This is a genomic window from Psychrobacter sp. 1U2 (assembly GCF_051847575.1).
Genome location: NZ_JBPYDC010001100.1, coordinates 1 through 706, shown reverse-complemented (window position 1 = coordinate 706; position 706 = coordinate 1). Strand labels below are relative to the sequence as shown.

The window sequence follows — 706 nt, the reverse complement described above, 5'->3', positions numbered from 1 at the left end:
GTCAGTGATGCGTTGTAGATTATGCTATTGATAAATGCTCAGCGCAAAATAAAATCGATACGTTAATAGTTGTACGCGACTGGTATAAATTTTCCTTACTTGCTGCTATCACAGCGGCTACGAAAAAATCATCCCAGTCGCACTTTATCTATTTTAAATTGAGTTCACTATCTATACGAAAGTACTAACTGTAGGGAAATACTAACTGTATGAAAGTGCTAAAAACTAGGAATAATATGATGAAAATGGACACTCAATTTGCCACACGTTTGATGTTTAAGAGTGTGCTATGACAAATACTTCTACCAGCGATTTTGACCACCATTATCTTTGGCATCCTTATGCCAGTCTACCGCCCACTTATTCTAATATCGTTATTGATCATGCAGAGGGTATCTACATCGTCACTGAAGATGGTACGCGCCTTATCGATGGCATGTCGTCGTGGTGGGCGAGCGTACATGGATATAATCATCCCAAACTAAATACTGCTATCACAAAGCAGCTGGGCAAAATGGCGCATGTCATGTTTGGAGGCTTGACGCACAAGCCAGCAATCGATCTGGGTGAAAGACTACTAAACATTGTCCCCAAAGGACTTGATGCGATATTCTATGCTGATAGTGGCAGCATCGCTGTGGAAGTGGCGCTAAAAATGGCGCTGCAATACCAAATCGCGGTTGGACGTACTGATAAAAACCAATTT

1 protein-coding gene is annotated in these 706 nt (G+C 41.4%); it reads left to right on the top strand.

The features are described from left to right. Window positions 1-289: 289 nt before the first annotated feature. Window positions 290-706 (top strand): aminotransferase class III-fold pyridoxal phosphate-dependent enzyme (locus ACS8FD_RS20600; RefSeq protein WP_439277237.1); only part of this gene is annotated, 417 nt, incomplete at its 3' end.